General features: G+C 72.5%; 22 protein-coding genes and 1 riboswitch. Of the genes, 11 read left to right on the forward strand and 11 right to left on the reverse strand.

Features of this window, described 5'->3' with window-relative positions:
- Window positions 1-6 precede the first annotated feature (6 nt).
- From ABFJ78_RS44135 to ABFJ78_RS44145, 3 genes are all read right to left on the reverse strand, one after another.
- Entirely contained in the window at window positions 7-1,014 is a 1,008-nt protein-coding gene (locus ABFJ78_RS44135; protein ID WP_436393411.1) for an ABC transporter ATP-binding protein, read from the reverse strand.
- Window positions 1,014-2,570 (reverse strand): ABC transporter permease, encoded by a 1,557-nt coding sequence (locus ABFJ78_RS44140; protein WP_436393412.1) that lies wholly within the window; start codon window positions 2,568-2,570, stop codon window positions 1,014-1,016. Before ABFJ78_RS44140 ends, ABFJ78_RS44135 begins: the two co-directional genes overlap by 1 nt.
- Window positions 2,571-2,680: 110 nt before the next feature.
- Window positions 2,681-3,730, reverse strand: a complete 1,050-nt coding sequence (locus ABFJ78_RS44145) for a thiamine ABC transporter substrate-binding protein (RefSeq protein ID WP_436393413.1) — start codon at window positions 3,728-3,730, stop codon at window positions 2,681-2,683.
- A 21-nt stretch (window positions 3,731-3,751) separates the two neighbouring features.
- A riboswitch (TPP riboswitch) is annotated at window positions 3,752-3,859 on the reverse strand.
- A gap of 32 nt (window positions 3,860-3,891) precedes the next feature.
- Between ABFJ78_RS44145 and ABFJ78_RS44150 the strand changes: the two genes are divergently transcribed.
- Together ABFJ78_RS44150 and ABFJ78_RS44155 are read left to right on the forward strand one after the other, a co-directional pair.
- Window positions 3,892-4,176, forward strand: a complete 285-nt coding sequence (locus tag ABFJ78_RS44150; protein WP_436393414.1) for a 4a-hydroxytetrahydrobiopterin dehydratase — start codon at window positions 3,892-3,894, stop codon at window positions 4,174-4,176.
- Window positions 4,177-4,251: 75 nt separating this feature from the next.
- Complete coding sequence (locus ABFJ78_RS44155) at window positions 4,252-4,380, forward strand: hypothetical protein (RefSeq protein ID WP_436393415.1); 129 nt, start codon at window positions 4,252-4,254, stop codon at window positions 4,378-4,380.
- Window positions 4,381-4,593: 213 nt separating this feature from the next.
- On the opposite strand, the gene ABFJ78_RS44160 is transcribed toward ABFJ78_RS44155, so the two are convergent.
- From ABFJ78_RS44160 to ychF, 3 genes are read right to left on the reverse strand one after another with little or no spacing between them, the layout of a single operon-like run.
- Window positions 4,594-5,061, reverse strand: a complete 468-nt coding sequence (locus ABFJ78_RS44160) for a hypothetical protein (RefSeq protein ID WP_436393416.1) — start codon at window positions 5,059-5,061, stop codon at window positions 4,594-4,596.
- A complete protein-coding gene (locus tag ABFJ78_RS44165) occupies window positions 5,061-5,648 on the reverse strand; it encodes an ArsR family transcriptional regulator (protein WP_436393417.1) in 588 nt (195 codons plus the stop codon). Before ABFJ78_RS44165 ends, ABFJ78_RS44160 begins: the two co-directional genes overlap by 1 nt.
- Before the next feature lie 44 nt (window positions 5,649-5,692).
- Window positions 5,693-6,775, reverse strand: a complete 1,083-nt coding sequence (ychF, locus tag ABFJ78_RS44170; protein ID WP_436393418.1) for a redox-regulated ATPase YchF — start codon at window positions 6,773-6,775, stop codon at window positions 5,693-5,695.
- A 102-nt stretch (window positions 6,776-6,877) separates the two neighbouring features.
- Here ychF and ABFJ78_RS44175 point away from each other — a divergent pair, with 102 nt between their 5' ends.
- Window positions 6,878-8,266, forward strand: a complete 1,389-nt coding sequence (locus ABFJ78_RS44175) for a DNA-3-methyladenine glycosylase 2 family protein (RefSeq protein WP_436393419.1) — start codon at window positions 6,878-6,880, stop codon at window positions 8,264-8,266.
- Between the two features lie 97 nt (window positions 8,267-8,363).
- Here ABFJ78_RS44175 and ABFJ78_RS44180 read toward each other — a convergent pair whose 3' ends face one another.
- From ABFJ78_RS44180 to ABFJ78_RS44195, 4 genes are all read right to left on the reverse strand, one after another.
- Entirely contained in the window at window positions 8,364-8,555 is a 192-nt protein-coding gene (locus ABFJ78_RS44180; RefSeq protein ID WP_372663839.1) for a DUF1737 domain-containing protein, read from the reverse strand.
- A 21-nt stretch (window positions 8,556-8,576) separates the two neighbouring features.
- Complete coding sequence (locus ABFJ78_RS44185) at window positions 8,577-11,528, reverse strand: AAA family ATPase (RefSeq protein ID WP_436393420.1); 2,952 nt, start codon at window positions 11,526-11,528, stop codon at window positions 8,577-8,579.
- On the reverse strand, window positions 11,525-12,676 hold the full coding sequence (locus tag ABFJ78_RS44190) for an exonuclease SbcCD subunit D (protein ID WP_436393421.1): 1,152 nt from the start codon (window positions 12,674-12,676) through the stop codon (window positions 11,525-11,527). The genes ABFJ78_RS44185 and ABFJ78_RS44190 overlap by 4 nt, the downstream gene beginning before the upstream one ends.
- Window positions 12,677-12,752: 76 nt before the next feature.
- The gene (locus tag ABFJ78_RS44195) at window positions 12,753-13,604 is read right to left on the reverse strand and encodes a TIGR03619 family F420-dependent LLM class oxidoreductase (RefSeq protein WP_436393422.1); all 852 of its coding nucleotides are present in this window, start codon (window positions 13,602-13,604) and stop codon (window positions 12,753-12,755) included.
- Window positions 13,605-13,800: 196 nt separating this feature from the next.
- Between ABFJ78_RS44195 and rmuC the strand changes: the two genes are divergently transcribed.
- Together rmuC and ABFJ78_RS44205 are read left to right on the forward strand one after the other, a co-directional pair.
- Window positions 13,801-14,715 (forward strand): DNA recombination protein RmuC, encoded by a 915-nt coding sequence (gene rmuC / locus ABFJ78_RS44200; RefSeq protein ID WP_436393423.1) that lies wholly within the window; start codon window positions 13,801-13,803, stop codon window positions 14,713-14,715.
- Window positions 14,716-15,127: 412 nt separating this feature from the next.
- Window positions 15,128-16,048 carry a DUF6542 domain-containing protein gene (locus tag ABFJ78_RS44205; protein ID WP_436393424.1) on the forward strand — a complete coding sequence of 307 codons (921 nt, stop codon included), beginning with the start codon at window positions 15,128-15,130 and terminating at the stop codon, window positions 16,046-16,048.
- A gap of 610 nt (window positions 16,049-16,658) precedes the next feature.
- Here the strand turns inward: ABFJ78_RS44205 and ABFJ78_RS44210 are convergent.
- Window positions 16,659-17,654, reverse strand: a complete 996-nt coding sequence (locus ABFJ78_RS44210) for a 4-hydroxy-3-methylbut-2-enyl diphosphate reductase (protein ID WP_436393425.1) — start codon at window positions 17,652-17,654, stop codon at window positions 16,659-16,661.
- A gap of 142 nt (window positions 17,655-17,796) precedes the next feature.
- On the opposite strand from ABFJ78_RS44210, the gene ABFJ78_RS44215 reads away from it, so the two are divergent.
- From ABFJ78_RS44215 to ABFJ78_RS44240, 6 genes are all read left to right on the forward strand, one after another.
- Window positions 17,797-18,513, forward strand: a complete 717-nt coding sequence (locus tag ABFJ78_RS44215) for a lipid droplet-associated protein (RefSeq protein ID WP_436393426.1) — start codon at window positions 17,797-17,799, stop codon at window positions 18,511-18,513.
- Window positions 18,510-19,745, forward strand: a complete 1,236-nt coding sequence (gene xseA, locus ABFJ78_RS44220) for an exodeoxyribonuclease VII large subunit (protein WP_436393427.1) — start codon at window positions 18,510-18,512, stop codon at window positions 19,743-19,745. Before ABFJ78_RS44215 ends, xseA begins: the two co-directional genes overlap by 4 nt.
- Window positions 19,742-20,140 (forward strand): hypothetical protein, encoded by a 399-nt coding sequence (locus ABFJ78_RS44225; RefSeq protein WP_436393428.1) that lies wholly within the window; start codon window positions 19,742-19,744, stop codon window positions 20,138-20,140. The genes xseA and ABFJ78_RS44225 overlap by 4 nt, the downstream gene beginning before the upstream one ends.
- Window positions 20,137-20,358 (forward strand): exodeoxyribonuclease VII small subunit, encoded by a 222-nt coding sequence (locus tag ABFJ78_RS44230; RefSeq protein WP_436393429.1) that lies wholly within the window; start codon window positions 20,137-20,139, stop codon window positions 20,356-20,358. The genes ABFJ78_RS44225 and ABFJ78_RS44230 overlap by 4 nt, the downstream gene beginning before the upstream one ends.
- An 82-nt stretch (window positions 20,359-20,440) precedes the next feature.
- Window positions 20,441-21,493: a class II fructose-bisphosphatase gene (glpX, locus tag ABFJ78_RS44235; RefSeq protein WP_436393430.1), complete on the forward strand. Its 1,053-nt coding sequence runs from the start codon at window positions 20,441-20,443 to the stop codon at window positions 21,491-21,493.
- An 8-nt stretch (window positions 21,494-21,501) separates the two neighbouring features.
- A complete protein-coding gene (locus ABFJ78_RS44240; RefSeq protein ID WP_436393431.1) occupies window positions 21,502-22,251 on the forward strand; it encodes a S1 family peptidase in 750 nt (249 codons plus the stop codon).
- The last annotated feature ends 1 nt before the right edge of the window (window position 22,252 follow it).

Here is a 22,252-nt window from a genome sequence, read left to right on the forward strand (position 1 = left end):
ACGGCGTCAGCCGACGAGCGCGACGCCGTCCGGGTCGAACTCCAGCTGCACCGCGTCCCCGGCCCGCAGGTCCGAAGCCGCTGGCGCGACTGCGTCCACAGTGGACTCTTCAAGTTTCACGACGAGCCGCACGTGTTCCCGGCGGTGCACCGCCGCCACGACCTCGCCCGGCACTCCTTCGGCCGCGACCCTTAGCGCGTGCGGCCGCAACCCCAGCCGCACCGGTCCGTCGGCGATGTCGGGTAGCACCACCTCGCCGAGGAACGTGCGCACGTGCCCGTCCGCCGCGGTGCCGTCCACGAACGTCGTCACCCCCAGGAACCGGGCCACGTCGTCGTCCGCCGGGTTGCGCCACACTCGGCGGACCGCGCCCTCCTGGCGGACCTCCCCCGCGTCCAGCACCGCCACCCGATCGGCGAGCGTGAACGCCTCCTCCTGATCGTGCGTCACCAGCAACGCCGTGATCTTGCTGCGCCGCAACAGGTCCGCCAGGTCGATCGCCAGCTGCTCGCGCAATCCGGCGTCCAAACCGGACAGTGGCTCGTCGAGCAGCAGCAGCCGCGGCTTGGGTGCCAGCGCGCGGGCCAGCGCGACCCGCTGGGCCTGCCCGCCGGACAGCTCCGTCACCCGCCGCTTCTCGAAGCCCGAGAGGCCCACCAGCTCCAGCAGCTCGGCGACGCGCGGTGCCCATTGTGTCCGCGGTATACCGTGCATCCGAAGGCCGAACGCGATGTTCGCCGCGACGTCCCGGTGGCTGAACAGCTGGCCGTCCTGGAACACCAGGCCGAAGCCGCGCCGGTGGACCGGGACCGCGCCGAGGTCGTCGCCGTCCCAGCTCACCGTTCCGCGCGCCGACTGCTCCAGGCCGGTGATCGCGCGCAGCAGCGTCGACTTGCCCGAGCCGGACGGCCCCAGCAGGGCCAGGACTTCGCCGTCGGCGATGTCCAGCCGGACGTCGCGGACCGCCGCGAACGATCCGTAGTGGACAGTCAGGTCACGCACCGACAGCGCCATCAGAACTCCCCCACCCGGCCGCGCCCGAGCCGGTCGATCAGCGCGACCGCCAGCACCGTCACGAGCATCAGCAGCGCGCACGCGGCGTACGCCATCTGGTTGTTCAGCTCCCCTGGGCGTCCCATCAGGGACGCGATCGCGACCGGCAGCGTCGGCGCGGTCGGCCGGGCGAGGAAGCTCGTCGCGCCGAACTCGCCGAGCGCGACGACGAACCCGAACCCGGCGGCCGCGACCAGCGGCCGCAGCGTCAGCGGCAGGTCGATCTCCCGCCACACCCGCAGCGGGCTCGCCCCGAGCGTCGACGCGGCCTGGCGCAATCGGACGTCGACCGAGCGCAGCACCGGCAGCACCATCCGCACGACCAGCGGGATGATCACCAGCGCTTGGGCCAGCGGGACGAGGTAGGGCGACGTCCGGAGATCGCCGGGCAGCGCGTCGAGCGTCACCAGGTAGCCGAACCCGACCGTCACCGCGGACACCCCGAGCGGCAGCATCAGGACGGCGTCCATGGTCTCGCCGAGCCCGCGCGCGGCCCGCGCCGGCGACCGGCGCAGCGCCACCAGCACCACGGACGCGAGCACGCCGACGACCATCGCGAGCAGCGTCGCGTCGATCGCCACCTTCAGCGAATTCACCGCCGCGTCCCAGCCGGACACCTGCAGCGCGCCCTTCTCACCGGTGCTCGTCAACGCTCGATAACCGGCGAAGCTCCAGCCGTCCGGAGTGGACACCGACTCGGCGAGCAGCGCGACGATCGGCGTCACGAGCAACGCCAGCACGACCCCCGCCGCACCGACGACCCACCACTCACCGCCCCGCGGCCGCCGCGCCCCGCCGGAGCCGATCCGGGCGCCGTCCTTGCGCCGGCGCGCCAGACCGCCGAGTACCAAGGCGGCGACGACGGCAGCGAACTGGATCAGTGACAGCGCGGCCGCGCCCGAAAGGTCCAGGAGGTCGACCGTCCGCAGGTAGATCTCGGTTTCCAGGGTCCGGTAGCGCGCCCCGCCGAGGATCAGGACGACGCCGAAGCTGGTGGCGCAGAACAGGAACACGACGGCCGCGGCGGACGCGATCGCCGGCGCCAGCGCGGGCAGCGTCACCGAGCGGAACGCGCGCCACGGTGACGCGCCGAGCGCGCGGGCCGCGTCGGTCGTCCTCGAGTCGAGCCGCGCCCACAGCCCGGCGACGGTCCGCGCGACGACGGCGACGTTGAAGAACGCGTTGGCCAGCACGATCGGCAGCACGCCGCCGTCCGGCCAGAGGGCCCGGAACGCCAGGCCGACGACGACGGTCGGCAGCACGAACGGCACCAGCACGAGCGTCCGCGCGAGGCCGACGCCGGGCAGCCGCACCCGCGCGAGCAGGAACGCGACCGGCAGGCCGGCCAGCACCGCGACGATGGTCGACGCGGCCGCGCTCGCGACGGTGAACCCGGCCAGCTGCCAGGTCCGCGCGTCGCCGAGGACGACGTCGAGACCGCCGTCGGCGAACCCGCGGCCGACGATCGCGAGCACCGGCCAGGCGAAGAACACCACCAGGAACCCGATCGGCGCCAATCCGAGCAGCGCCAGGCCGAGGCCTCGGGTGGTCCGGGGTGGGGCTAGGACTGGTGTTTTTCGGGGGGTCCGGGTGGCGGAGCCCCCGGCCCGGGGCGGAGCCCCGGATGTCACTGCACGAGCGTGCGCCATTCGCCGATCCACTTCTCGCGCCCGGCCTGCACTTGGTCCGCCGTGAGCGACTGCGGCTTCTGCGGCAGCGGCGCGACCTGCGCCCAGCCCGCGGGCAGGTCGACGCCCTGGCGTGCCGGGTAGACGTACATGTTCGCCGCGACCGTCGCCTGGAACTGCTGCGACAGCAGGAAGTCGACGACCTTGCGCGCGCTCTCCGCCTGCTTGCCGTTCGCCAGCACGCCGGCGTACTCGACCTGCCGGTAGCAGGTGTCGAGCAGCGCCTTGGTGCGCGGCTTGCCGTCGTCACCCACCTCGGCGGCGGGCGAAGAGGCGTACGAGACGACGATCGGGCGCGGTCCCTTGCCGGACGAGCCGGAGAAGTCCTTGGTGTAGGCCTCTTCCCAGCCGCTGACGACCTTGAGCCCGTTGGCCTTCAGCTTCGTCCAGTAGTCCTTCCAGCCGGCCTCGCCGTACTTCGCGATGGTGCCGAGGAGGAACGCCAGCCCGGGCGACGCCGTCGCCGGGTCCTCGGCGACCAGCAGATCCTTGTACTTCGGGTCGGCGAGGTCGTCGTACGACTCCGGCGCCGCGATCCCCTTGCTCGTGAAGTAGTTCGTGTCGACGTTGACGCAGACGTCACCGACGTCGACCGCGGACAGCCGGTGCTCGGGGTCGACGGCGTAGCGCTGCGGCCCGCGGTCGGCCTCCGGGCTGGTGTAGGGCTCGAAGACGCCTTCCTGCAGCGCGCGGGAGGCGAACGTCGAGTCGACGCCGTACGCGACGTCGCCGATCGGGTTGGCCTTGGTCAGCACGAGCTTGTTGGTCAGCGAACCGGCGTCGCCCTGCTTGAGCACGGAGATCTTGATGCCCGACTGCTTCTGGAAGGCGTCGAGCACCTCCTGCGGCGCCAGGAAGGAGTCGTGCGTCACGAGGGTGACGGTGGGCGTCTGCTGCGTGCCACCGTCACCGTCCGACAGCGAGCACCCCGCGGCGACGACGCTGACGGCGGCGACGGCCGTCGCGGCGCGAACAGCCCTGCTCTTCATCTACCCTCCTGCACTTCTCCGGACGAGGAGGGAAAGCCCTCCCTTCGCCGGCATGATCCGGTCAGGTGCGAACGGTCGCGGGGTGACCCGCCTCTCAGCCCGGCTGACCGGACTCCCGTGGCAACCGTGCAGCGTAGTCCAGGACGTACGACCATGGAGACATGACGGAAATCTTGAGCGACGCCGAGGCCGACGAACGGCTGGGCGCCGGCTGGACGCGGGCCGGCGCGGTGATCTCGCGCGAGGCGGAGCTGGCGAGCTTCCCGCAGGCGATCGAAGTGGTGGACCGGGTCGCGGTGCTCGCCGAGGCGGCCGACCACCACCCGGACATCGACATCCGCTGGCGCACGCTGACGTTCCGGCTCTCGACCCATTCAGCGGGCGGTCTGACGGAGAAGGACTTCGCACTGGCCGCGCAGATCGACTCGGTGCTCGAATCTCTGTGATCTCGGTAACTCTGAGTGCACCTTTTCGCGGTTTCGACGTCTCTCGGTAAACGGCATTTGCTATGGAGGGACGGTATGACGCAGGCGATCGTGGTGGGTACGGCGGCATTCGCGACGATGGTGGCAGCGGCCGGCGGGGTGCTCTGGTTCACCGCCCGGAGCCGCCGTCACCCGGATGCCCGTGAGTTCGATCACAGCCGCTAACAAAGGGCATGATCAGCGCGCTGAGCAGGGCGGAAGCATCGGTTTCGGCCCTAGGAAACGCCATGAACAGCACCGCCACCCTCACCCCCGCCCAGCGCGCTTGGATCAACGCCCTCGCCCCCGCGGTCGTGCTGATCACGATCGCGTTGCTGGGCCTCCTCGGCTGAGCTGGTCGCCGGCCTGGCTTTCGAGCCAGGCCGGCTGCCGCGCCGATCAGTAGCGCGGCATGTTCGGGATCGCCTTTTCGGCCACTTCGATGAGCGCCAGCACCTTCGGCACGTCGGCCGCCACGTCCTCGGCGGTCATCGACGGAGCCTCCGAAGACCGGTAGGCGACTTCGTTGCGCCGGGCCCGCATCCGGTTGAAGGGCCGCAAAACCGGCCCCAGTGGCGGGTCCAGCTGAGCGAGGACGGCCTCGTAGACGGTCACGTGGCCACCCCGGCTCGTCACCCGCAGGCCCTGGTTCTGCAGCACGGCCGCCAGCGCCCGGCGCGCGCTGTCGTAGGCCAGCGTGTAAGCGCCTTCCGGATCGGTGTCCTGCAGCTGCCGCGCCGAAGCGAGGTGGGTACGGGCCCGGACCAGCTCGGCCTCGGCCGCCTCCCGCGACGCCGGGACGTGCTCGATGGCGCCGCGCGCGATGAAGGCGTCGATCCGTTCGCGCCCTTGGTTCCACTGGGGCATCAAGCCTCCTGGTCGAGGTTCAGCCGGGTCAGCGGCCGGTCACGAACGCTGGTGACGAACGGGTCCGTCGTGTCCGCCGCCCACGACTGCGGCGAGATCCGGTGCACGTTGACTTCGCGGCCCAGCCGGCGCGACACGCCTTCGGCCACGTCGAACAGCTCGTCCGGATCGGGCGAGCCGACGACGAGGACGTCGACGTCGCCGGGCGGCGGCCCAGGTTCTCCGCTGTAGCGCGCTGCCCAGGACCCGTAGATGTAGGCCTCGGTGACGCCCGCGAGCCCGGACAACGCCTCGGTCAGCAACGGCATCGGCCCGAAGGTGACTGCCATGAGGTCGCTCAGCGGCCGGTAGATCGGCGTGTCCGTGCGGGCTTTGACGAGCCGGCTCCGGCCCACCCGCCGGTCTTCCAGGATGCCGCCGTCCACCAGCCGCCCGACCTCGCGCAGCGCGGCCGTCGGTGTGACGCCGGAAGCGTCGGCGAGCTCGGTGATGCTGTACTCGCGGTCCGGGTGCAGCAGGACCAGCGCGAGCAGCTCACCTTGCGTGCGCGACCGCAGCAGCGGCAGCAGACTCGGCGACACTTTCATCGGACGCAGCATATCCTGCGCTCAATGAAAGTAACAACCAGTGATCAGACGTTGAAGCGGAACTCCACCACGTCGCCGTCGGCCATGACGTAGTCCTTGCCCTCCATGCGGACCTTGCCCGCCGCCCGGGCCGCGGCCATCGTGCCCGCCTCCATCAGGTCGTCGTAGGAGACGATCTCCGCCTTGATGAAGCCGCGCTCGAAGTCCGTGTGGATCACGCCCGCCGCCTGGGGAGCCGTCGCGCCCTGCGGGATCGTCCAGGCGCGGGACTCCTTGGGGCCCGCCGTCAGGTACGTCTGCAGGCCGAGCGTGTGGAAGCCCGCGCGGGCCAGGGAGTACAGGCCCGGCTCCGGCTGGCCGACCGACTCGAGCAGCTCGCGCACCGACTCCTCGTCGTCCAGCTCCAGCAGCTCAGCCTCGACCTTCGCGTCGAGGAACACCGCGTCCGCCGGCGCGACCAGCTTGGTCAGCTCCTCGCGGCGGGCCTCGTCGGTGAGCACCGACTCATCGGCGTTGAAGACGTAGAGGAACGGCTTCGTGGTGAGCAGGCTCAGCTCCCGCAGCGCCTCGAAGTCGACCTCCTTCTGCGCCTGGAAGAGCGTGCGCCCGGCGTCGAGGATCTCCTTCGCCTTCTGGGCGTTGTCGAGCGCGGGCTTGTTCTCCTTCTTCGTCCGCGCTTCCTTCTCCAGCCGCGGCAGCGCCTTGTCCAGGGTCTGCAGGTCGGCGAGGATCAGCTCGGTGTTGATCGTCTCGATGTCGCTCGACGGGTCGATCCGGCCGTCGACGTGCACCACGTCGGGGTCGTCGAACACGCGGATGACCTGGCAGATCGCGTTGGCCTCACGGATGTTCGCCAGGAACTTGTTGCCCAGTCCGGCACCCTCGGACGCGCCCTTCACGATGCCCGCGATGTCCACAAAGGACACCACGGCGGGGACGGTCTTCTCCGACTTGTACAGCTCGGCCAGCTTGTCCAGCCGCGGGTCCGGCAGCGGCACGACGCCGACGTTCGGCTCGATCGTCGCGAACGGGTAGTTCGCGGCGAGCACGTCGTTGCGGGTCAGCGCGTTGAACAGGGTGGACTTGCCGACGTTGGGCAGGCCGACGATACCGAGGGTGAGGCTCACGACCCCGCAGTCTACGTGGCTGTTCCGCCCCGGCCCCACGCACCCAACGCCGCGTCGGATTTCCGCCAGCGGGCGCGCCGACCTGCTGACATGCTCGGATCCATGGTCACATCGACGGAGGCGCCGGCGCTCTGGCGCGACGCCGAGCGCTGCTACCGCGTGGTCACCGCCCGCGACTCGCGCTTCGACGGCCAGTTCATCATGGCGGTCCGCACCACCGGCATCTACTGCCGGCCGTCGTGCCCGGCGTCGACGCCGAAGGAGCGGAACGTCCGCTTCTTCCCGACGTCGGCGGCCGCGCAGGCCAACGGTTTCCGCGCCTGCCGCCGCTGCCTGCCCGACGCGGTGCCCGGCTCGCCGGACTGGAACGTGCGCGCCGACCTCGCCGCGCGGGCGATGCGCCTGATCTCCGACGGGACGGTGGAGCGCGAAGGCGTCCCGGGCCTGGCGCGGCGGCTCGGCTATTCGGAACGCCAGCTCGGCCGGGTGCTCACCGCCGAGCTGGGCGCGGGGCCGCTCGCGCTGGCCCGGGCGCACCGCGCGCATTCGGCCCGGCTGCTGATCGAGATGTCGGGGCTGCCGCTGACGGACGTCGCCTTCGCGGCGGGCTTCTCCAGCGTGCGGCAGTTCAACGAGACGATCCGCGAGGTGTTCGCGACGACGCCGTCGCAGCTTCGCGCCTTCGCCGCGTCACGGCGTCGACACGACGTGAGCGGAACCCGGCTCAGCCTCCGGTTGCCGTTCCGGCCACCCTTCGACGCTGTCGGGTTGCTTCGCTTCTTCGCGGCTCACGCGCTGCCGGGCGTCGAAGAGGTGACTTCGACGTCTTACGCGCGGACGCTGCGGCTCGCGCACGGCACCGGCGTCGTCCGGCTGACACCTTCGTCCGACCACGTCCGCTGCGAGCTGACGCTCACCGACCTGCGCGACCTCGGCAGCGCGGTCAGCCGCGTGCGCCGGCTGCTCGACCTCGACGCCGACCCGGCGGCGGTCACCCGGGTCCTGGGTGCGGACCCGGCGCTGGCCCCGGCGGTGGCGGCCGCGCCGGGGATCCGGGTGCCGGGCACGGTGGACGGCGAGGAGCTGATGCTCCGGGCGTTGCCCGAGGTCCCGCTGCCGCCCGGCGAGGAGGTCCCGGGCGAGTGGGGCGTGACGCGGCTGTTCCCGACGGCGGCCCAGATCGCCGCGACGGGTCACCCGGTGGCAGAGGCGCTGGCTTCGGGGCAGCTGGACGTGCACGTGGGCCGGGACGCGGCCGAGCTACGGGCGGAGTTGCTGGAGTGCCCGGGCATCGACGCGGGGACGGCGGACTACGTGGTGATGCGCGTCCTCGGGGCGCCGGACGTCCTGCTGACCGGCGACCCCGCGATCCGGCGTGGCGCCGAGGCGCTGGGCATCCCGCCGGACTCGCTGCCGGTCCGTGCGCGCGCCTGGACCCCGTGGTGCTCGTACGCCGGGATGTACCTCCGGCGCGCGGCGAAGGACTGCTGAGTTCGCGCCCCGGCTGGGGTGCACGCCTCCGGCTTCAGCGCGTGCGGTCGCCGCCTGGCCGCCCGAACCCGCCCGCCGGCCGACCCCGAGCCCGGCGTCAGCCTTGTTCGCCTCGCCACAGCAGCGCCTGGGCCACGATCACCTGGTTGCCGTCGAACGTCGCGGCCGGGGAGCCGTGCAGCCGGTAGCCCAGCTCCAAAGCCTCGCTGACCCGGTGGCAGAACTTCGCGTCGTCCGGGCCGGTGAGCAGGCGGTAGCGGGGCAGGCCGTTCGGGGGCACGTCGGTCATGGCTTCATCTTGTCCGAGTCGTCAACCGGCGCGCACCTCCACCGTCGAGCCCGTGCGGGACTTCCGGACCCGCAGCCGCGTCGGGATGCGCTGCCGCAGCTCCTCGACGTGGGACACCAGGCCCACCACCCGGCCGCCCGCGCGGAGCTCGTCGAGGATGTTCATCACCACGTCCAGGGTTTCGGCGTCCAGCGTGCCGAACCCCTCGTCGACGAACAGCGTGTCCAGCAACGCGCCGCCCGTCTCGCCCGCCACGACGTCGGCCAGGCCCAGCGCCAGGGCCAGCGACGCCAGGAACGACTCGCCGCCGGACAGGGTCTTCGCCGGGCGGATCGTGCCCGAGTAGTCGTCCAGCACGTCGATGCCCAGCCCGCCGCGGGTGCCGCGCGCCCCCGCCGCGTCCGAGTGCACGAACGAGTACCGCCCCTGGCTCATCGTGCGCAGCCGGTGGGTGGCGGCGACCGCCACCTCTTCGAGCCGCGCCGCCAGCACGTACGAGCGCAGCGACATCTTCCGGCTGTTCTGCCCGCGCCCGTTGACGACGTCCGCGAGCGCGCGTAGCTCCGCGTACGCCGCTTCGGCCGGTGCGAGGCCGGCGAGCGCGTCGCGCAGCAAGCCGGCCAGCCGCGTCAATTCTTCGTGCTGGGCGGTCGCCACCCGCAGCGCCGCGTACGCGGAGTCGGCGCGCGCCCGCGCCAGCTGGGCCGCGTCGGCCGCGCGGTCGACGTCCGCGACGTCGTCCGGCGAGATCCCGAACAGGTCCGGCTCGGACAGCAGGGCCCGCGCCCCCGCCGCGGCGGCTTCGGCCTCGGCGATGCCCTGTTCCAGCTTCTCGATCTGTTCGTCCGGCAGCATCGCGGCCCGCGCCTTCTTCAGCGACGTGAACCCCTTCGCCTTGACCGCGGCCTCGACCAGCGCGCGCTGCTGGGCGACGCGCTCCCGGGCGCCCGCGACGGCCGTCCGGGCCTCGGCGACCCCTTCGAGGGCCTCGGCCAGCCCGACCAGGTGCTCCCGCCGGGCCGTGACGTCCGCGAACTCGCCTCGCCCGGCGACGAGCCGGCGTTCGCGCTCGGCCAGCCGTTCCTCGAGGGCCCGGACGTCGGTCGTGGCCTCGGTCGCCGCCTGTTCGGCCTTTCGGCGGCGTTCGGTCCGCAGCTCCAGATCGCGTTCCAGGAGGACGACCTGCTCGCCGAGCTTCGCCTTCCCGGCCGCCCGCTCGGTCAGGCCGGCGACCGTGGACCGCGCTTCGGCCAGCTCCGCGGTGATCGACTCGGGCGTGCGCCCGGCCAGCCGTTCGACCAACCCGGCCAGCCGGGCCTTCGCCTCCTCCAGCGCGACGACCACCCGCTGCCGCACCGCGTCCGCCGCCTGCTCGGCTTCCTCGGCGGCTCGTTCCTCGGCCGGGTCGACCAGTTCGGCGTCCCGGTTCGCCGGCGCCGGGTGCTCGGCCGACCCGCAGACCGGGCAGGGCGCGCCGGCCGGCAGCGCGGCGGCCAGCTCGGCCGCCATTCCGTCGAGCCGCCGCTCGCGCAGGTCGAGCCGCCGCTGCCGGGCCGCCTGGTGCGCGTCGACGACCTCGCGCAGTTTCGCTTCGCCTCGCCCGACTTTCGCCTGTGCTTCGGGGAGTTCCGCCGCGTCACGCGCGAACCCCCGCAGCTCGTCCACCCGGGCACGCGCGCCGTCGAGCTTCGCTTCGGCTTCGGCCGCCGCGAGAGCGTCCGCGCGCAGCTTGGCCAGCTGCCCCGGGATGGCGGCCAGCTCGGTGGTCAGCGCTTCGACCTGCTGCCGAGCCGTGACGGCGGCCAGCTTCCGGTCGTCCCGCCGCATGACGTCGAGCTGCTGCTGCTCGGCTTCGGCGACCAGCTCCGCGACCGCGCCGGCCTCTTCCCGCGCGGCGGCCGCCCGCGCCTTGAGGTCGCCGGTCGCCCGGGTGCCGAACTCCCGCAGCCGGGCGCCACGCTCTTTCTCCGCCTGCTCGGCTTCGGTCAGTTCCGCGGCCCGCCGGTCCAGCAGGTCGGCCTCCACGGCGACCCCGGCCGCCCGCCGCGCGGCCGCGACTTCCTGCGCCCACTCGGCGCGTTGCGGCGCCTGCTCGGTGATCTCGACGAGCCGCAGGTGGGCGGTGCGCACCCGGCGGATCTTCTCCGCGCCCGCGCGTTCTTCCTGCAGGTAGACATCGGCGCGCCGCGCGGCCGACCGCGTCCGCTCCTCCTCGGCGGTGACCTGCCCGACGCGTTCGGCGGACGCCGCCAGCACGACATCGACCCACTCCGCCACGTCGGCCTCGGGCGGATCCTGCTGTGCTTCCTGCGCGTACCGGGCCAGCAGCTCGCGTACCTTTCCCTGCCGCTGCTCGAGTTCCCGGCCGCGCTCGACCCGCAGGTCCGCGAACCAGCGTTCGACGTCGGCGAAGCGTTCGGTGCCGAACAGCCGCTCCAGCAGCTTCTCGCGCTCGGCGGTGTCGGACCGCAGGAACCGCGCGAACTCGCCCTGCGGCAGCAGCACCACCTGGAAGAACTGGGCCGCCGTCATCCCCAGCAGCCGCTCGACGGTGCGCGCGACCTCCTCGATCCGGATCAGGCCCTCCGGCGGCAGGCCGGCGGGCGCGGCGCCGACCCAGCTCAGCGACACCTTCGCCTGCTGCGTGGTCGTGCCCGCGCCGCGCCGCTTCGGCCGCTGGTACTCCGGGTTGCGCAGGATCTTCAGCCGGTGGCCCTGCACGGTCAGCTCCAGCGCGACCTCGGTGACCTGGTCGGGCTCGGCCAAGTCGCAACGCAGCCGCTTGGCCTCGTTGCGGGCGCCGGGAACCACGCCGAACAGGGCGAACGCGATCGCGTCGAGCAACGTGGTCTTGCCCGCGCCGGTTTCGCCGTGCAGGAGGAAGAGACCATCGGCGCCGAGCACGTCGAAGTCGACCACTTCGCGTGCGCAGTACGGCCCGAAGGCTTCGACCTCCAGCCTGTGCAGCCTCATTTCGCGAGCGCCCCCCGGTCGGCCGCTTCCAGGGCCCGGTAGAGGAGCTGCTCTTCGCTTTCGGTGGGCGGGGCGCCGCGGCAGTCGTCGAGGAAGCTGCGCGAGACCTCGATGTCCGACCGGCCGCGGACGGCGTCGGAGTACCGCAGCGGGGCGCCGCTGTGCCCGCCTTCGGGTTCCCACTCCAGGTGCACCGCGAACGGGAACCGCTCGCGCAGCCGCCGCATCGCGTCCACCGGGCGCACCCGGTCGGTGACCGTGACCGAGAGGAAGTGCTCGAGGAACTGGTCGTGTTCCGGCGCCACGAGCAGGTCTTCGAGCTCGCCGCGCAGGGTGGCGAGTGCCCTCGGCACCGGCAGCTCGTGCCGGCGGACGTCGGCGAGCCCGCCCGCGTCGAAGTCGACCAGCCAGACCGATTTCCGTTGCCGCGCTTCGGAAAACGAGTACGCCAGGGGGCTGCCGGAATACCGCAGCTGCTCGGCGAGCGTCTGCGGGCCGTGGAGGTGGCCGAGCGCCACGTAGTCGACGCCGTCGAAGACGGAGCCGGGCACCTGCTCGACACCGCCCACCGCGATCGTGCGCTCGGAGTCGGTCGGCTCGCCACCGGTGACGAACGCGTGCGCCAGCACGACGGACCGGACCCCGGGGCGGGTCTCGAGATCCGCGCGAATGCGTCGCATGGCCTCGGTGAGCACGCCGGTGTGGCCGCGCGCGTCCGGCACGCCCAGCGCGTGGCGCGCCGGTTCCGGTTCCAGGTAGGGGATTCCGTAGACGGCTACCGGGCCGTGGGCGTCGTCCAGCAGCACCGGCTCGGCCAGCCCGCCGACGGTGGTGCGCAGGTGCAGCCCGCCCGCCGCGGCGAACTCCGCGAAGGCGCCGAGCCGCGGCGCGGAGTCGTGGTTCCCGGGCGTGACGATCAATTGCGCGCCCGCGGCGCGGATCCGCGCGACCGCCGCGGTGGCCACCCTGACCGCCTCGGCAGACGGCACCGCGCGGTCGTAGATGTCGCCTGCCACCAGGACGGCGTCGATCGCCTCACCGGCCACGAGGCCGGCGAGGTGCCCGAGCACCGCTTCTTGTTCCGCGAGCAGATCGGCGCCGTGGAACGTGCGGCCGACGTGCCAGTCGGAGGTGTGCAGGAATCTCACGAGGGCCAAGGTACGACCCGGCCCCGACGAAATGGCGGCGACTCGCCGCGGACTCACTCGAACGTGTGTACGAACACTAGCAGGTACCCAGTTCGAAGGCGAGGTCCTCGAAGGCCGCCAGCTGCTCGTCCACGCCCAGGCCCGCGACGTTGAGGTCCCAGATCACCTCCGTGACGCCGAGATCCGCCGCGCGGCCGAGGTCCTTGACGATCGTCGGCTCCACGAACGCCGTGCCCGGCGGCCCCGCGCGCAGGACGATCCGGCCGGCGCCGCCCGCGTCGCGGTAGATCCGCAGCTGCTCTTCCGTGCCCTCCCAGGAAAGGAAGGCGACGATCAGGCCGTCGGCGAGCCGCGCGGCGCGTTCGACGGCTTCGGGCGCGACGGCGCCCAGCAGGATCGGCAGCGGCCGCTCGGGCTTCGGCCCGATGCGCGCCCGCGCGACCGGGTAGCGCGGGCCGTCGTGCTCAACGGGGTCGGGCGCCCAGCAGGCGCGGAGGACTTCGAGGTACTCCTCGAAGCCGCGGCCCCGGCGCGCCGGGGGCACGCCGCTGACCGCGAACTCCTCCGGCAGCCAGCCCTGGCCGAGCCCGGCGGAGACGCGGCCGCCGGAAAGCCGGTCGAGGGTCGCCAGCCGCCGCGCGAGCAGCACGGGCGGCTGGAACAGCGCGTTGACCACGCCCGGGACGAGCCGGACGTGCTCGGTGACCGCCGCAACGAAGGTCAGCGTTTCCAGGGCGTCGAAGGCCGCGTGCTCGGGCAGGCCGGCGTCGTTGCGCCAGCCGGGCGTCGCGGGCACGAGGAGACGGTCGTAGGTGCCGACGCTGTGGAAGCCGAAGCGGTCGGCGGCGAGCGCGATGCGCCGGATCGCATCAGGTCCCGCGAGCGGTTCGATGATCGGTAGGCCGACGCCGACGAGGGGGAACGTCATGGCGTGCTCCGTTCTCTTCTTCGAGTGGTGCCGAAGGGGTCGGAGCGGTCCGGCCGGACCGGACACGCCCTGCCGGAATTTCATTTGTTCGCAGGTCAGCTACCCAGAGCGACGGTTCGGCTGCGGTTTTTGTCGGTGCCGTCCGCCATGATGTCTGCGCGGTCCGAACCAGGCGGCCCGGAGGGAGGAGGCGGAAGTGGCGACGGTGCTGACCACCGCGGCGATCGTGCTCGCGGTCCTGTTGCTGTTCGCCGTCGCGGTGCTGTGGCGGCTGTACAACGACGGGATGCGCCGGGCGGACGCGGCGGCCCGGCAGGTGGCGGCCGAGCGGGCGAAGTCGGACCAGCAGCAGCTGGCGCTGCGGCGCTACGAGGTCGCGTTCGCCTCGATCAGCGGGCGCGGCGAACTGGGCGAGCAGGTGCTGGTGGAGACCGCACGGGCGTTGGGGCTGCGGGAGAACCTGCACTTCACGCTGCAGACGGACGTGGGCGGCGGCGGCTCGGCGAAACCGGACATGGTGCTGCGGGTGGGCGGCGACCGCACGGTGCCGGTGGACGCGAAGGCGAGCATGGCGATCTGGGCGGAGGCGGTGGAGACCGACGACCCGGCCGAACGGATCGACGCGTTGCGCGCGCACGTCCGGCAGATCCGGTCCCGGGCGGCCGAGCTGGCGGGCAAGGGCTACCAGCGCTGGGCCGACGCGATCTACGGGACGATCATGTTCGTCCCGTCCGACGCCGCCGTGGTCGCGGCGCTGGACACCGACCCGGAGCTGCTGCGCTGGCTCATCGACCGGCGGGTGTTCCTGTGCGGCCCGACTGGGTTCGGGGTGCTGGCCTCGGCGGCGCTGTTCGCGGCGAGCGACCGGACGCTGGAGGCCGACGTCGAGCAGGTGCGCGCCGGGGCGGCGGCCGCGCACCGGGCGGCGGGCGGCGCGGTGGAGGCGCTGAACCTGTCGAGCACGCACCTGCAGCGGTTCCTGTCGGCGCGCCGGCGGGAACTGGAGGCGCTGGAGGTGTTCCGGGCGACGGTGGCACCGCTGACGGACGCGGCGGGGAGTCCGTCCGCGGTCGCTCAGGTGCGAAAGGGGGACGAGCTGGCGGCCAGCTGAGTGCGCCGGTTTCGGCGGTGAAGGGTGAGCCGGCCGGGCCGCTGCCGACCTGAGACGACTGAACCTCGGCTCGACGGGTATCCCGGCGCGTCGGTGACGTCGGCCGCGTCGGCTTCGCGAGTCGGCGCAGATCTTGCGTCGCCCGTCGTCGGTGCCGGTTGTCCGATATGTCCCGGCGGCCGGCCGGCCCGCCGGCACCGGGCGGCTGACCTGGTCGTAGACCTCTCACCTGCGACGACCCGAACGTCACGGCGACGAAAAGGAGACAAACCGGCAGCGCGAGCAAGGGGACCGGACCACATCACGGCAGCACCCGGCGGGGCCACTCGCGTCACGCCGCCGGGTGGCGGTACGCCCACGTCGGCGGCGGTGCTGGCAAGATCTTCACAACCACGAGATACGGTGTTGTCTCGTGACCGCGATTCGCGATCGCCAGAGCGATCCAGATGCCGACGACGCCCCCGTACCGTGGGACGAGCGTCCTGTCGTCGGTTCGAGGCGTGGGTTGCCGTGGTGGGCCGCGGTGCTCGTCGGCTTCGGCCTGGCGATCGTGGGCGCGCTCATCGGCAAGCCGAGCCAGGGCAGCATCCCGGTGATCTTCACCGTCTGCTACATCGCCGGGGCCGTCATCGCGGTCTGCGCGGTGCGGCGGCGCGGGCTGTTCGGGCCGATGGTGATGCCGCCGCTCGTGCTGGCCGTGGTCGTGCCCGGCGTGATCCTGCTGACCTCGGGCTCCCAGGGCGACGACATGCTGTCGAAGGCCCTGAACATCGGCACGCCGCTGATCAACGGCTTCCCCACCATGGCGATCACCACCGGCATCACGCTGCTGATCGGGTTCGTCCGGATCTTCCGCGAACGCGACCCGGACGCCCCGAAGAAGGCCAAGGGCAAGGTGGCCGAGCGCCGGCGGGCGGACGAAGACGACGAGAAGCCGTCGAAGCGGGCCGCGGCCACGTCGGCCGGGGGCCGGCCGCGGCCGCCCGGGTCGAGCCGCACCGGCCAGACCCCGGTGCCCCCGCGCCGCCCCCGCGACGGCGAACCGCCGCGACGCCCCCGCCCGCCCGCGGACGGCGAACGCCGCGCCCCGGCCGACGGCGAACGCCGAGCGTCCCGCGGTGGCGCGCCCGCCGAGCGTGATCGTGGTGCGCGCAAGCCGCCGCCGGCGGGCCGCCGGACGCCGCCCCCGGCGGACAGGCGCGGCGACGCGCCTCGACGGCGTCCGCGTCCACCCGCGGAAGACAGCCGTGACACGCCACCGCCTCGCCGCCCCTCCGGCGGGCGAGGTGCGCCGCCGCGCCGGAACCGTCCCTGGGACGAAGAAGAGCGCTGACGACCAGCGAAAAGGCCGGTCACCATCCGCGATGGTGACCGGCCTTTCGCATGCGCGAGTGCGGGCGGCCGATGCGCACCGGCCGCACGGCACGGAGGGCATGCCAGCGGCACCGGCAGCCGGCTGAACAACCGCGCTGCCGGGCCGTACCGGTGGACAGTACTGGCGACCCCGAGCACGGGAGCGAACCATCCCTTTGGCGTTCGGCAAGCTCGCCGGCACCGCGCCGCCGGGCATGCTGCCCAGCACNCAGCCGGCTGAACAACCGCGCTGCCGGGCCGTACCGGTGGACAGTACTGGCGACCCCGAGCACGGGAGCGAACCATCCCTTTGGCGTTCGGCAAGCTCGCCGGCACCGCGCCGCCGGGCATGCTGCCCAGCACCGGCGCCGGGTCGGCAGCACCGAGGCTGCGGCTATGCCGGCAGCTCAGCGGCATCGCCGGCGGGAGCACCCGCCACACCGCACGGAGGCGAGACCGCAGCATCGACGGCTCGGTAGGCACCGCCCACTCGGCAGGTTGCCCATCACCGGCGGCGAGCCGCACCGGCCCGCGACGCAGTTCGGCGGCGAGCCGCACCCGCGGCCCGCCGCCGAACCGACCTGAAACCGTCAGACCTTCCGCAGCTCCTTGGGCGGCGCGAAGGTGATCTTCTCGTTGGCCGTCGTCACCTCGTTGACGTCGCCGTAGCCGCGCTCGGCCAGCCAGGCCAGCAAATCCATGACCAGCTCGTCCGGCACCGACGCGCCCGACGTCACCCCGACCGTCGTCACCCCGGACAGCCACGCCTCGTCGACCTCGTGCGCGAAGTCGACCAGGTACGACGCCCGCGCGCCCGCCTTCAGGGCCACCTCCACCAGGCGCTTCGAGTTGGACGAGTTCGTCGACCCGACGACCAGCACCAGGTCGCACTCCGCGGCCATCGCCTTGACCGCGACCTGGCGGTTCGTCGTCGCATAACAAATGTCGTCGCTCGGCGGGTCCGCCAAACCCGGGAAGCGCTCGCGGAGCTGGTCGACGCGTTCCATCGTCTCGTCGACCGACAGCGTCGTCTGGGACAGCCAGATCACCTTCGACGGGTCGCGGACCTGAACCTTGTCGACGTCCTCGGCCTTGTCGACCAGTTGGACCTTGTCCGGTGCCTCGCCGGCCGTGCCCTCGACCTCCTCGTGGCCCTCGTGGCCGATCAGGAGGATGTCGTAGTCGTCCTTCGCGAAGCGGTTGACCTCCTTGTGCACCTTCGTCACCAGGGGGCAGGTCGCGTCGATCGTGCGCAGGTTCCGGTCGGCCGCCTCCGCGTGCACCATCGGCGAGACGCCGTGGGCGGAGAACACCACCAGCGCGCCCTCGGGTACCTCGGACGTCTCGTCGACGAAGATCGCGCCGCGCTCGCGCAGCGTCTCGACCACGTGCTTGTTGTGGACGATCTCCTTGCGGACGTACACCGGGGCGCCGTAGACCTCGAGGGCCTTCTCGACGGCGATCACCGCGCGGTCGACGCCGGCGCAGTAACCACGGGGTTTGGCGAGCAGCACCCGCTTGCCGGAAGCGGTTCCGGTGATCGTCGGGGTACCCGCGGGCTCGATTCCGGGACTCGCTGAACTCATGCCACCCAGGGTACGGGCAGGTCCGAGACGAACTCGAAGTCCCTTTCGGGTGAGCTTCGTCCCTCTACGGAAGTGTGCCGGCCGTCACGCGCTGCGCACTTCCGGTTGGGCAGGGACGGCGGTCATACGGCAGGCTGGACGCATGAAGCCATTCCCGCTCCCCCTCCGGGTCGCCGCGGGCCTCGCCGTCTCCACCGCCGAGCGGGTTCGCGAGCTTCCCCGGCAGCTCGCCGGGCTTCCGGTGACCGTGGTCAGCCAGGTGCTGCAGGCCTCCATGCGCGTCCAGCAGCACGTCACCGAGCTGGCGATCAAGGGCGACAACGCCCTCTCCAGCCTGCGGCCCGTCGAGGACACGCCCAGCTGGGCGACCTTCGACGAGGACGTCGAACCGGACGTCCGCCCGAACCTCGCGCCGGTCGCCGAAGTGCCCGAGCCACGATCGGAGATCAACGGTCACGTTCCGTCAGTGGCCGAACTCGAAGCGGAACTGGGCGATCCCTGGGCCGAAGAGGAGCGCGCGCTCGCCGAGGACCACGCCGACGGCGAGAACGACGCTCCGGAGGACAACAAGCCCAAGCCCGGCACGCCCGCGATCGACAAGAAGGCCAAGACCGAGGCACCCCGGACCAGCGCCGCCGGGTACGAGGGTCCCGCCGGGCTGACCGGCTACGACCAGCTCACCCTCCCGCAGCTGCGCGCCCGGCTGCGCCAGCTCTCGATCGAGCAGCTCGAGACCATCCTCGAGTACGAGCGCGCGAACGCCGACCGCTCGTCCTTCACCGGGATGCTCTCGCGCCGGATCGCCAACGCCCGCAAGGCCGAACGGGCCGGGGAAGACGGCCAAGAGAACGGCCAGTGACCGAGACCGAAACGAGTACCGCCGAGAAGCCCTGGCCGGTCCGCACGGTCGCGCGCAAGATCGGCGACTGGATCCACCGGCTCGGCAGCGTCTGGGTCGAAGGTCAGGTCACCCAGGTCAGCTCGCGGCCGAACACGCAGACCGCGTTCCTGACGCTGCGTGACCCGTCGGCGGACGTCTCGATGTCGGTGACCTGCCCGAACTGGCTGATCCGCGAGATGGAACCGCCGCTTCGCGAGGGCGCCAGCGTCGTCGTGCACGCGAAGCCGTCGTTCTTCTTCGGCCGCGGCACGATCAGCCTGCGTGCCGACCAGATCCGCGCCGTCGGCATCGGTGAGCTGCTGGCCCGGATCGAGCGGCTCAAGAAGCTGCTGACCGCCGAAGGCCTGTTCTCGGCCCAGCGGAAGCGGCCGATCCCGTTCCTGCCGAAGGGCGTCGGGCTGATCACCGGCCGCGCGTCTGCGGCCGAGCGGGACGTCCTGGCCAACGCGCAGGGGCGGTGGCCACACGTCCGGATCAAGGTGCTCAACACGGCCGTGCAGGGCTCGCAGGCGGTACCGCAGGTCATGCGGGCGCTGCGGATCTTCGACGCCGACCCCGACATCGACGTCATCGTCATCGCCCGCGGCGGCGGCAGCGTCGAGGACCTGCTGCCGTTCTCCGACGAAGCGCTTTGCCGCGCGGTGTCGGCCGCGGGCACGCCGGTCGTCAGCGCGATCGGGCACGAGCCGGACACCCCGCTGCTCGACTACGTCGCCGACCTGCGGTGTTCGACGCCGACCGACGCCGGCAAGCGGATCGTCCCGGACCTGCGCGAGGAGACCGAGCGCGTCCGGCAGATGCGCGACCGCGGCCGCCGCGCCCTGCACGGCTGGGTCGACACCCAGACGCGGCTGCTGACGCAGCTCCGCAGCCGCCCGTCGCTGGCCGACCCGCTCGGCCCGGTCCAGCGGCGCCAGGACGACGTCGACGTCCACCGCGAACGCGCGCGCCGCGCCATGCTGACGCTGCTCGCCAAGGACCAGGCCGAGCTCGCGAGCTCACGGGCCCGGCTGACCGCGCTCGGCCCGGCCGCGACGCTGGCCCGCGGGTACGCGGTCGTGCAGTTCCTCGATCCCGAAGGCAACCTCCAGGTACTCCGCTCCGTCTCCGAAGTCGAGGCCGGTGCCCAGCTGCGCGTGCGCGTGGGCGACGGCGCGATCGGCGCGGTGGCGGAAGGAGAGCAGGGGTGAGAGCGACGTTCCTCCCGCTCACCGTGGACGCGGCCCGGCGACTGGGCGCGCGGCCGCTGCTGGACCAGGCGGTGCGCACCGACCGGGCGGCCGCCGAGTGCTGGACGGCGCTGCTCGCCGGCTGCGGCAGCGCCGCGCGGCGCGACCTGGGCCCGCAGCTGCGGCGGCTGTCCGAAGAGACGTCGATGCAGGTCGGCTCGCGCTGGTGGTTCGCCGAGGGCGCCGGGCACCGGAAGCGGGTCGCCGGGGCGCAGGAGAACCTCGAAGAGGCGATCGCGGACGGTGACGGCCAGGAGTTCGCCCTCGCGTTCGTCGGGTACGACCACGCGATGGCCAGCGCGGTAGTGTGCGCGAACAGCGTGGAAGCCCGGAAGGTCGGAGAACACCGAGCGTGAGTGAAGCAGCCGCCGAGGAACTCGGCTACGAGCAGGCCCGCGACCGTCTCGTCGAGGTCGTCCGGGAGCTCGAGGCCGGCGGTCTGTCCCTCGAACAGTCGCTGGCGTTGTGGGAGAAGGGCGAGAAGCTCGCGAAGGTCTGTGAGCGCCATCTCGAAGGTGCGCGCGAGCGCATCGAGGCTGCCTTGGCGTCCGTGGAGGACGACTCCGAGCAGTGAGGTTCGCCATGCCGACGGTATCTGGAAACACGGCGGGTATCTGACAGACTGGCTACCCGCCAGTTCCACGATCCGGGAGGCAATGATGTCCGCCGCAGAGAGTCGTCGTGAAGCGCCCGACCGCAACCTCGCGATGGAGCTGGTCCGGGTCACCGAAGCCGCCGCGATGGCCGCCGGTCGCTGGGTCGGCCGCGGCGACAAGATCGGCGGCGACGGCGCGGCCGTCGACGCGATGCGCCAGCTCGTCTCGACGGTGTCGATGCGCGGGGTCGTGGTGATCGGCGAGGGCGAAAAGGACGAAGCGCCCATGCTGTTCAACGGCGAAGAGGTCGGCAACGGCGACGGGCCGGACTGCGACGTCGCGGTCGACCCGGTCGACGGCACCACGCTGATGGCCAAGGGCATGCCGAACGCGCTCGCCGTGCTCGCGGTCGCCGAGCGCGGCGCGATGTTCGACCCGTCCGCGGTGTTCTACATGGAGAAGCTGGCCGTCGGGCCGGAGGCGGCGGGCAAGGTGGAGCTCGGCGCGCCGATCGCGGAGAACATCCGCCGGGTCGCCAAGGCGAAGAACAGCAGCGTCGGCGACGTCACCGTGTGCATCCTCGACCGCCCGCGCCACGAGCGGATCATCAAGGAGGTCCGCGACGCAGGCGCGCGGATCCGGTTCATCTCCGACGGCGACGTCGCGGGCGCGATCGCCGCGGCCCGCCCGACCACCGGCGTCGACATGCTGATCGGCATCGGCGGCACCCCCGAGGGCATCATCGCGGCCTGCGCGATGAAGTGCCTCGGCGGCGAACTGCAGGGCCGGCTGTGGCCGAAGGACGACGCCGAGCGCGAGAAGGCCCTCGCCGCCGGCCACGACCTCGACCGCGTCCTGCTCAACGACGACCTCGTGCGCGGCGACAACGTCTTCTTCTGCGCCACCGGCGTCACCGACGGCGACCTGCTGCGCGGCGTCCACTACCGCGAGGGCGGCGCGACGACGCAGTCCATCGTGATGCGGTCCAAGTCCGGGACCGTCAGAATGATCGACGGCTACCACCGGCTCAACAAGCTGCGGGCGTACTCCTCGGTCAACTTCGACGGCCACCTGGACGCGCCCGCCGACGACGTCGTTCCCCCGCTGCCGTAAGGAGTTCCGTGTCCAGGCGACTGCTGGTCCTGCTGGTCCTGGTGTTCGCCCTGGTCCCCGGCACGGCGTCGGCCGGCCCCGTCATCGTCGGGGGTGGCGACGCCGACCAGCCGTACCCGTTCACGGTCTCGCTGCACACCTCGACGGGCAAGCTGTTCTGCGCCGGCGCGCTGATCGCCCCCGCCTGGGTGGTCACCGCGGCGCACTGCGCGTTCGACAAGACCCCGCCCGCGATCTCCGTGCGGTCGGGGACCAACGACGTCGGCCAGGGCGGCGAGGTCGGCCAGGTCGCGGACATCATCGTCAACCCGGCCTTCGACACGCAGAAACCGGCGGGTGACATCGCGCTGCTGCGGCTGGCGACGCCGGCCAAGGCGGCCCCGATCGCGCTCGCGACGGCCGCGTCGCCGGGCACCGCGACCCGGATCCTCGGCTGGGGCCAGACCTGCCCGAAGGTCGGCTGCGGCGACATCCCGGCGAACCTGCAGCAGCTCGACACGCACATCGTCGAGGGCGCGAAGTGCACGTCGGGGTTCGACGGCACGGCCGAGCTGTGCACCGACAACCCCGGCGGCAAGTCCGGGGCGTGCTTCGGCGACTCCGGCGGTCCGGAGATCGTCCGCGACGGCGACCACTGGCTGCTCGTCGGCGTCACGAGCCGGCCGGGCAACAACGACCCGCAGTGCGCGACTGCGCCGTCGATCTACACGTCCGTCGTCGCGTACGCGCCGTGGATCACGGAGAAGACGAAAGCCTGAC

It is taken from the genome of Amycolatopsis sp. MEPSY49, from assembly GCF_051337345.1.
Taxonomy (GTDB): Bacteria; Actinomycetota; Actinomycetes; order Mycobacteriales; family Pseudonocardiaceae; genus Amycolatopsis.